An 8,482-nucleotide genomic window follows, 5' to 3' on the forward strand; every position below is an offset into this window, starting at 1 on the left:
GCCGACCGGGGCGACCACCACGGCGAGCGCCGCGGCGAACAGCTGCGGCGACTGCCCCGCCCAGGTGGCGATCTCGGCGAGGTGTGTCGGCCAGTCGAACTCGGCGAGCTGGACCAGATACTGAAAGGCCAGCGCCGGATTCTGCTGGAAATTCACGCCGAGCTGCTGGAAATCCTCGAACAGCTCAAGCGCCCGTACCAGCCAGAACAGCGGCTGGTTGGGATCGACGTACTGGTCATAGGGGATTCCGTTGACCATGGCGTGGGCCGGATCCCAGTTGACCTGTCCGTTGCTGGCCGTCTGCAGCAGCTGGGCGATCAGCTGGTCCAGCGGGTCGTTGACCGTGGGGTCAGTGCCCGCATCGTCGCCACCGTGCGCATCGGCCTTGAGAATCGCCGGCGCCGGCGGCTGTGGAGTCGAGGCCACCGCCGCGCCACTGACCGCTTGATAGATCGACATCGTCGTCGCGGCCTGCACCCACATCCGGACGTAGTCGGCCTCGTTGAGCGCAATCGGGATGGTGTTGAGCCCGAAGAAATTCGTCGCCACCAGCACCCCGTGGGTGAGGTGATTGGCCACCAGTTCCGGCAGCGTCGGCATGGCCGACAGCGCGCTGCGATAGGCCCCGGCGACCGTCTCGCAGCGGGCCGCGGCCGCCGCGCTGTCCGCCGCGGCTTGCCGGAGCCAGGACAGGTAGGGCGCATGGGCCCGCAGGTAGGACTCCGCGGCGGGCCCCTGCCACGCGCTGGCCCCGACCGCCCCCAGCAGCGCCATGAGGTCGTCGGCGGCCTCGCTGTATTCGGCGCCCATGGCCGACCAGGCCGCTGCGGCCGCCAACAGTGGGCCGGGTCCCGCTCCGGTGTTCAACAGCGCCGAGTGCACCTCCGGTGGAGATGCCATCCAGACCGGCGCCGGCGCGGTCACCGCCCGGCATCCACCGAATTATTGAATATGATTTTCATTAGCGATAATGAAAACCCCCCGCCGCCCTCGGCGCAAGGGGTTCCACCCTCGCGTTACCTGGGGGCACGCTGGGAGATCGGTGGGCCGGCCGGCAACCGCCGAGGGACTCAGAACAGGGTGGGCAGGCCGATGGCCGAGTCCACCGCCAGGGCGCAGAACACCACCGCCAGGTAGTTGTTCGACTGCAGGAAAAGCCGCAGCGGTTTGACCGGCTCGCCGCGGCGCACCCCGGCGTAGAGCTGGTGGGCCATGGTCAGGAACCAGACGCCGGCCAGGAACGCGACCGAGGCGTACAGCCACCCCGCAGCCGGCACCAGCGCCAGCGTCGCGATCACCGTCGCCCAGGTGTAGACCACGATGCGGTGGGTGACGACACGCTCGCTGGCGACCACCGGCAGCATCGGCACCCCCGCCGCCGCATAGTCGTCCTTGTAGCGCATGGCCAGAGCCCAGGTGTGCGGTGGCGTCCAGAAGAAGATGACGGCGAACATCACCAGTGCCTGCCAGCCGACGGTGCCGGTCACCGCCGACCAGCCGATCACCACCGGCATGCAGCCGGCCGCACCGCCCCACACCACGTTCTGCGAGGTGTGCCGCTTGAGCAGCATCGAATAGACCAGCACGTAGAAGGCGATGGTGGCCACCGCCAGCAGGCCCGACATCAGGTTGGTGAACCGCCACAGCCAGCCGAAGGAGATGGCGCCGAGCACCAGGCCGAAGATCAGCGCGTTCCGGGTCGGTACCGCGTCGCGGGCCAGCGGCCGGCGCGCGGTGCGCTTCATCACCTTGTCGATGTCGGCGTCGACGACGCAGTTCAGCGCGTGGGCGCCCGCGGCGGCCAGCATCCCGCCGATGAGCGTGTTGAAGATCAGCAGCGGATTCACCGTGCCGCGGTCCGCCAGCAGCATCGCCGGGATGGTCGTGACCAGCAACAACTCGATGATCCGCGGCTTGGTCAGTGACAGGTACGCCAACAGGGTGCTACGCACGGCGCGTATTCGGCGCGGCGCGGCGCGCTCCCGAATACTCACGTGATGACTCCTCAGATGGCAGCAGCGACGCCAGCGTCTACTACGGACGATGGTAGACCGCGCTGCCGGGTCGACCGAATCCCAGGGTCGATTCGCGGGTAATCCACTCGCCGACCGGGCCTGCAACACTGCCCGTGCCCGCATTAGGCTGAGAACCAACCAGGCTTGTCGACAATGAGGAAGTTCGTGACCACTGCTGCAGAGATCTCCGCCCTGACCCGCCCGCACCACCCCGCCGACTGGGCCGAGATCGACTCGGTCGCGGTCGACACGGCCCGGGTGCTGGCCGCCGATGCGGTCCAGAAGTGCGGGAGCGGCCATCCCGGTACGGCGATGAGCCTGGCGCCGCTGGCCTACACGCTGTTCCAGCGGGTGATGCGCCACGACCCCTCCGACGTCCACTGGCTCGGCCGCGACCGGTTCATCCTGTCCTGCGGGCACTCCAGCCTGACGCTCTACATCCAGCTGTACCTGGGCGGTTTCGGGCTGGAACTGTCCGACATCGAGGCGCTGCGCACCTGGGGCTCCAAGACCCCGGGGCACCCGGAGTTCCGCCACACCACCGGCGTGGAGATCACCACCGGCCCGCTCGGTCAGGGTCTGGCGTCAGCGGTCGGGATGGCGATGGCCGCCCGTTACGAGCGTGGTCTGTTCGACCCGGACGCCGCCCCCGGCGAGAGCCCGTTCGATCACTACATCTACGTGATCGCCTCGGACGGCGACATCCAGGAAGGCGTGACCAGCGAGGCGTCGTCACTGGCCGCGGTCCAGCAACTGGGCAACCTGATCGTGTTCTACGACCACAACAAGATCTCCATCGAAGACGACACCGACATCGCGATGTGTGAAGACACCGCCGCCCGGTATGAGGCCTACGGCTGGCACGTGCAGCGAGTCGAGGGCGGCGAGAACGTGACCGGCATCGAGGAGGCGATCGCCAAGGCGAAGGCCGTCACCGACAAGCCGTCGTTCATCGAGCTGCGCACGATCATCGGCTACCCGGCGCCGAACCTGATGAACACCGGGAAGGCTCACGGCGCGGCACTCGGCGACGACGAGGTGGCCGCCACCAAGTCCGCCCTCGGATTCGACCCGGACAAGTCCTTCGACGTCCGCGAGGACGTGATCACCCACACCAGGGCGCTGGTAGGCCGCGGCAAAGCGGCCCACGATGCCTGGCAGGGCGAATTCGACGCCTGGGCGGCCCGCGAGCCGGAGCGCAAAGCACTGCTGGACCGGTTGACCGCCGGTGAGCTGCCGGACGGCTGGGACGCGGACCTGCCGTACTGGGAGCCCGGCTCCAAAGCGGTGGCGACCCGTGCCGCCTCCGGCAAGGTGCTCAATGCGGTGGGGCCGAAGCTTCCCGAATTGTGGGGCGGCTCAGCCGATCTGGCCGGCAGTAACAACACCACGATGGACAATGTCAAGTCCTTCGGGCCGGCGTCGATCTCGACCAAGGAGTTCACCGCCGACCCGTACGGCCGCACCCTGCACTTCGGGATCCGCGAGCACGCGATGGGCGCGATCCTGTCGGGCATCGTGCTGCACGGCCCGACCCGCGCCTACGGCGGCACCTTCCTGCAGTTCTCCGACTACATGCGGCCCGCGGTGCGACTGGCGGCGCTGATGGACATCGATCCGATCTACGTGTGGACCCACGACTCGATCGGTCTCGGCGAGGACGGGCCCACCCACCAGCCGGTCGAGCACCTGTCGGCGTTGCGCGCCATCCCGCAGCTGTCGGTAGTGCGTCCCGCCGACGCCAACGAGACCGCCTACGCCTGGCGCACCGTGCTGGCCCGGGGCGCCGACAGCGGTCCGGTCGGGCTGATCCTGACCCGCCAGGGCGTGCCGATCCTGGAGGGCACCGACGCCGACGGCGTCGCACGCGGCGGATACGTGCTCGGCGGGGCCGGAGCCGAGCAACCCGACGTGATACTGATCGCCACCGGGTCGGAGGTGCAGCTCGCGGTAGCAGCCCAGAAACTCCTGGCGGACAAGGACATCAATGCGCGCGTGGTGTCGATGACCTGCCTGGAGTGGTTCGAGTCGCAGCCGGCCGAGTATCGCGACGCGGTGCTGCCGCCCGCCGTTTCGGCGCGGGTCGCTGTCGAGGCCGGCGTCGCGCAGTGCTGGCATAAGCTGGTGGGCGACACCGGGGAGATCGTCTCGCTCGAGCACTACGGCGAGTCCGCGGACTACCAGACCTTGTTCCGCGAGTTCGGATTCACCGCAGAGGCCGTCGTCGCCGCCGCCGAACGCGCCTTGGAGAGATGACGCAAACTGTGGCCGCATGACGGCCGATTGAGAAGGAGCGCAACATGACTCAGAACGAACGGCTGGCCGCGCTGAGCGCCGCCGGCGTATCGGTGTGGCTCGATGACCTGTCCCGTGACCGGCTGACGTCGGGCAACCTGGCGCAACTCGTCGCCACCCGCAGTGTCGTCGGGGTGACAACCAACCCGACCATCTTCCAGAAGGCGCTGGAAAAGGGCCACGCCTACGACAAGCAGCTGGCCGAGCTGGCCGCGCGCGGCGCCGATGTGGACGCCGTGATCCGCACCGTCACCACCGACGACGTCCGTAACGCCTGCGACGTGCTGACCAAGGCCTGGGAGGCATCCGACGGCGTCGACGGCCGGGTGTCGATCGAGGTCGACCCCCGGCTGGCCCACGACACCGACAAGACCATCGCCCAAGCCGTCGAGCTGTGGAAGATCGTCGACCGGCCGAACCTGTTCATCAAGATCCCGGCGACCAAGGCGGGGCTGCCGGCCATCACCGCGGTACTGGCCGAAGGGGTTTCGGTCAACGTCACGCTGATCTTCTCCGTCGAGCGCCACCGCGAGGTGATGGACGCCTACCTGGCCGGCCTGGAGGCGGCCAAGACGGCCGGACATGACCTGGCCAAGATCCACTCGGTGGCATCCTTCTTCGTCTCCCGGGTGGACACCGAGATCGACGCTCGCCTGGAGAAGATCGGCTCGGCCGATGCCCTGGCGCTGCGCGGCAAGGCCGGCGTCGCCAACGCCCGGTTGGCCTACGCCGCCTACGAACAGGTCTTCGGCGGCGAGCGCTTCGCCACGCTGGCCGCCGACGGCGCCCGGGTCCAGCGGCCGCTGTGGGCCTCGACCGGGGTCAAGAACCCCGACTACCCGGACACCCTCTACGTCACCGAGTTGGTCGCCCCCCACACCGTCAACACCATGCCCGAGCCCACGTTGGAGGCGGTGGCCGACCACGGCGATATCACCGGCAACACCATCGCCGGCACCGCGTCGGAGTCGCAGCGGGTCTTCGATCAGCTCGCCGCGGCGGGCATCGACGTCTCGGATGTGTTCGTGGTGCTCGAATCCGAAGGTGTGGATAAATTCGAGGCGTCGTGGGGGGAACTGCTGGAGGCCACCGCGTCGCAGCTCAACGCCGCCAAGTGACCTGATGGTGAGCGCAGCGGCAGCGCGACACACCGCCGGGGGCTGGCGAAACCCGCTGCGGGACAAGCGGGACAAGCGGCTGCCCCGCATCGCCGGCCCGTGCGGGGTGGTGATCTTCGGTGTCACCGGTGACCTCGCGCGCCGCAAGCTCATGCCGGCCATCTACGACCTGGCCAACCGGGGCCTGCTGCCACCCACCTTCGCGCTGGTTGGCTTCGCGCGCCGGGAGTGGGCCGACCAGGATTTCGCCGAGGTGGTCTACCAGGCCGTCAAACAGCACGCCCGGACCCCGTTTCGCCAGGTGGTCTGGGACCGGCTGGCCGAGGGATTCCGGTTCGTGCAAGGCACTTTCGATGACGACGCGGCATTCGCCCGGCTGGCCGAAACGCTGCAGAAACTCGACGCCGAACGCGGTACCGGCGGCAATCACGCCTTCTACCTGTCGATCCCACCCGATTCCTTCCCGGTGGTGTGCGAGAAACTGCACGCCAGCGGGCTGGCACGCCCGCGGGACGGCAGTTGGAGCCGGGTGGTGATCGAGAAGCCGTTCGGCCACGACCTGGACAGCGCCCGCGAGCTCAACAGCGTGGTCAACCGCGTCTTCCCGGAAGAGTCGGTGTTTCGCATCGACCACTATCTGGGCAAGGAGACCGTTCAGAACATTCTGGCGCTGCGGTTCGCCAACCAGCTGTTCGACCCGATCTGGAATGCGCACTACGTCGACCATGTGCAGATCACCATGGCCGAGGACATCGGCCTGGGTGGGCGGGCCGGCTACTACGACGGCATCGGCGCGGCCCGCGACGTCATCCAGAATCACCTGCTGCAGTTGCTGGCCCTGACCGCCATGGAGGAGCCGGTCAGCTTCTCCCCCGCCGAGTTGCAGGCCGAGAAGATCAAGGTGCTCTCCGCCACCCGGCTGGCACAACCGCTGGACGAAACCACCTCGCGGGGCCAGTACGCCGCCGGGTGGCAGGGCGGCGAACACGTCGTCGGCCTGCTCGACGAGGAGGGCTTCGCCCACGACTCGCGCACCGAGACCTATGCGGCGATCACGCTGGAGGTCGACACCCGGCGCTGGGCCGGCGTGCCGTTCTATCTGCGCAGTGGAAAGCGGCTGGGGCGCCGTGTCACCGAGATCGCGCTGATGTTCAAACCGGCGCCGCACCTGCCCTTCGACGCCACCATGACCGACGAGCTGGGCAAGAACGCACTGGTGATCCGGGTGCAGCCCGATGAGGGGATCACGCTGCGGTTCGGTTCCAAGGTGCCCGGCCACCTCATGGAGGTCCGCGACGTCAACATGGACTTCTCCTACGGCTTGGCGTTCTCCGAGGACTCGCCGGAAGCCTACGAACGCTTGATCCTGGACGTGCTGCTCGGCGAGCCGTCACTGTTTCCCGTCAACGCCGAAGTCGAATTGTCTTGGGAGATCCTCGATCCGGTGTTGGAGAACTGGGCGGAGCACGGCAGACCCGAGCCGTACGCGGCCGGCACCTGGGGGCCGCGGTCGTCGTTCGAGATGCTGGCACGCTCCGGCCGGGAATGGCGGAGGCCGTAAATGATTGTCGAGCTGCCCGACACCTCCACCAACGCGATCAACAAGAAGCTCGACGAGTTGCGCGAGCAGGTCGGGGCGGCGACGACGGGTCGGGTGCTGACCCTGATCATCGCCCTGGAAAGCACCGAGAACGACATGCTGCTCGAAGAATCGATCGCCGCGGCCAACATCGCCAGCCAGGAACATCCCAGCCGGGTGATCGTGGTGATGACCGACGACACCGATGCCGGTGACCCCCGCCTGGACGCCCAGCTGCGGATGTTCGGCGACGCCGGTGCCGGCGAGGTGGTGGTGCTGCGGTTGTCCGGCCCGCTGTCCGGGCACGCCGATTCAGTCGTGGTGCCGTTTCTGTTGCCCGACATTCCGGTGGTCGCCTGGTGGCCCGAGGTGGCGCCGGCGGCGCCGGCCGAGGATCCGCTGGGAGCGTTGGCGCTGCGGCGGATCACCGACGCCACCAACAGCCCCGACCCGCTGGCGGCGATCAAGAGCCGGCGGGGCGGCTACAGCGCCGGCGACACCGATCTGTCGTGGAGCCGCATCACCTACTGGCGGGCGCTGCTGGCCTCCGCGCTGGATCAGCCGCCCTACGAACCGGTCCGCTCGGCCCTGGTGTCGGGGCTGTCCACCGAGCCGGCCCTGGACATCCTGGCCGGCTGGTTGGCCAGCCGGATCGACGGCCCGGTGCGCCGCGCCGTCGGCGAGCTGAAGATCGAGTTGGTACGCGACACCGAGACCGTGACGCTGAGCCGGCCGCAGCACGGTGTGATCGGCACCTTGAGCCGCACGGCCAGGCCCGACGCGCTGGTGCCGCTACCGCGCCGGGTGACCGCTGAATGCCTGGCCGAAGACCTCCGCCGACTGGACTCCGACGCTGTGTATGGTGCCGCGCTGGCCGGCCTCGAAGAAGTGGAGTATCTGTGACCGTAGCGATCTACCCCAGTACCGACGACCTCATCGCCGCGGCCGGTGACCGGCTTGCCGATGCCATCGAGGCGGCGCTGGCCGCGCGGGGCCGCGCATTGATAGTGCTGACCGGCGGCGGCAGCGGCATCGCGCTGCTGCGGCGCCTCGGTGATCACGCCGCCCGCATCGACTGGAAAAACGTGCAGCTGTTCTTCGGCGACGAACGGTTCGTCCCGGCGGCCGACGACGAGCGCAACGACAAGCAGGCCCGCGAGGCGCTGTTGGGCCGCATCGACATTCCGGCCGCCAACATCCATGCCATGCCCGCCAGTGACGGGGAGTGCGGCGATGACCTCGATGCCGCCGCGCAGGCGTACCAGGAGGTGTTGGCCGCCAACGCCGAGCCGGGCCAGCCCGCCCCCGACTTCGACGTGCATCTGCTGGGGATGGGCGCCGAAGGGCACGTCAACTCGCTGTTCCCCGACACCCCCGCGGTACGGGAGACGAGCCGTCTGGTGGTCGGAGTGCCCGACTCCCCCAAGCCGCCGCCGCGGCGCATCACGCTGACGCTGCCCGCGGTGCGTCGCTCA

General features: G+C 68.7%; 7 protein-coding genes. 5 read left to right on the forward strand and 2 right to left on the reverse strand.

The annotated features are described in order from the left end of the window. Positions 1-900: PPE family protein (locus DQP56_RS20565; RefSeq protein WP_133258986.1), on the reverse strand; the 900-nt coding region annotated here is incomplete at its 3' end. Positions 901-1,070: 170 nt separating this feature from the next. After that, positions 1,071-1,994, reverse strand: a complete 924-nt coding sequence (locus DQP56_RS20570; protein ID WP_112688603.1) for a heme o synthase — start codon at positions 1,992-1,994, stop codon at positions 1,071-1,073. Between the two features lie 186 nt (positions 1,995-2,180). Here DQP56_RS20570 and tkt point away from each other — a divergent pair, with 186 nt between their 5' ends. The 5 genes from tkt to pgl all read left to right on the forward strand — a co-directional run. Next, the gene (tkt, locus tag DQP56_RS20575; RefSeq protein WP_112688611.1) at positions 2,181-4,271 is read left to right on the forward strand and encodes a transketolase; all 2,091 of its coding nucleotides are present in this window, start codon (positions 2,181-2,183) and stop codon (positions 4,269-4,271) included. A 44-nt stretch (positions 4,272-4,315) separates the two neighbouring features. Then, positions 4,316-5,428, forward strand: a complete 1,113-nt coding sequence (tal, locus tag DQP56_RS20580) for a transaldolase (RefSeq protein ID WP_112688605.1) — start codon at positions 4,316-4,318, stop codon at positions 5,426-5,428. A gap of 4 nt (positions 5,429-5,432) precedes the next feature. Further along, the gene (zwf, locus tag DQP56_RS20585; RefSeq protein WP_112688607.1) at positions 5,433-6,989 is read left to right on the forward strand and encodes a glucose-6-phosphate dehydrogenase; all 1,557 of its coding nucleotides are present in this window, start codon (positions 5,433-5,435) and stop codon (positions 6,987-6,989) included. After that, entirely contained in the window at positions 6,990-7,910 is a 921-nt protein-coding gene (opcA, locus tag DQP56_RS20590; RefSeq protein WP_112688609.1) for a glucose-6-phosphate dehydrogenase assembly protein OpcA, read from the forward strand. Beyond that, on the forward strand, positions 7,907-8,482 hold a 576-nt coding region (gene pgl, locus DQP56_RS20595), incomplete at its 3' end, for a 6-phosphogluconolactonase (protein WP_234825754.1). The genes opcA and pgl, both read left to right, overlap by 4 nt.

The sequence above is a fragment of the Mycolicibacter senuensis genome (genome assembly GCF_003284925.1).
Lineage (GTDB): Bacteria > Actinomycetota > Actinomycetes > Mycobacteriales > Mycobacteriaceae > Mycobacterium > Mycobacterium algericum_A.

Coding starts and splice junctions, on each gene's coding strand:
- tal (WP_112688605.1), top strand. CDS start 4,316: ATGACTCAGAACGAACGGCTGGCCGCGCTGAGCGCCGCCGGCGTATCG.
- zwf (WP_112688607.1), top strand. CDS start 5,433: ATGGTGAGCGCAGCGGCAGCGCGACACACCGCCGGGGGCTGGCGAAAC.
- opcA (WP_112688609.1), top strand. CDS start 6,990: ATGATTGTCGAGCTGCCCGACACCTCCACCAACGCGATCAACAAGAAG.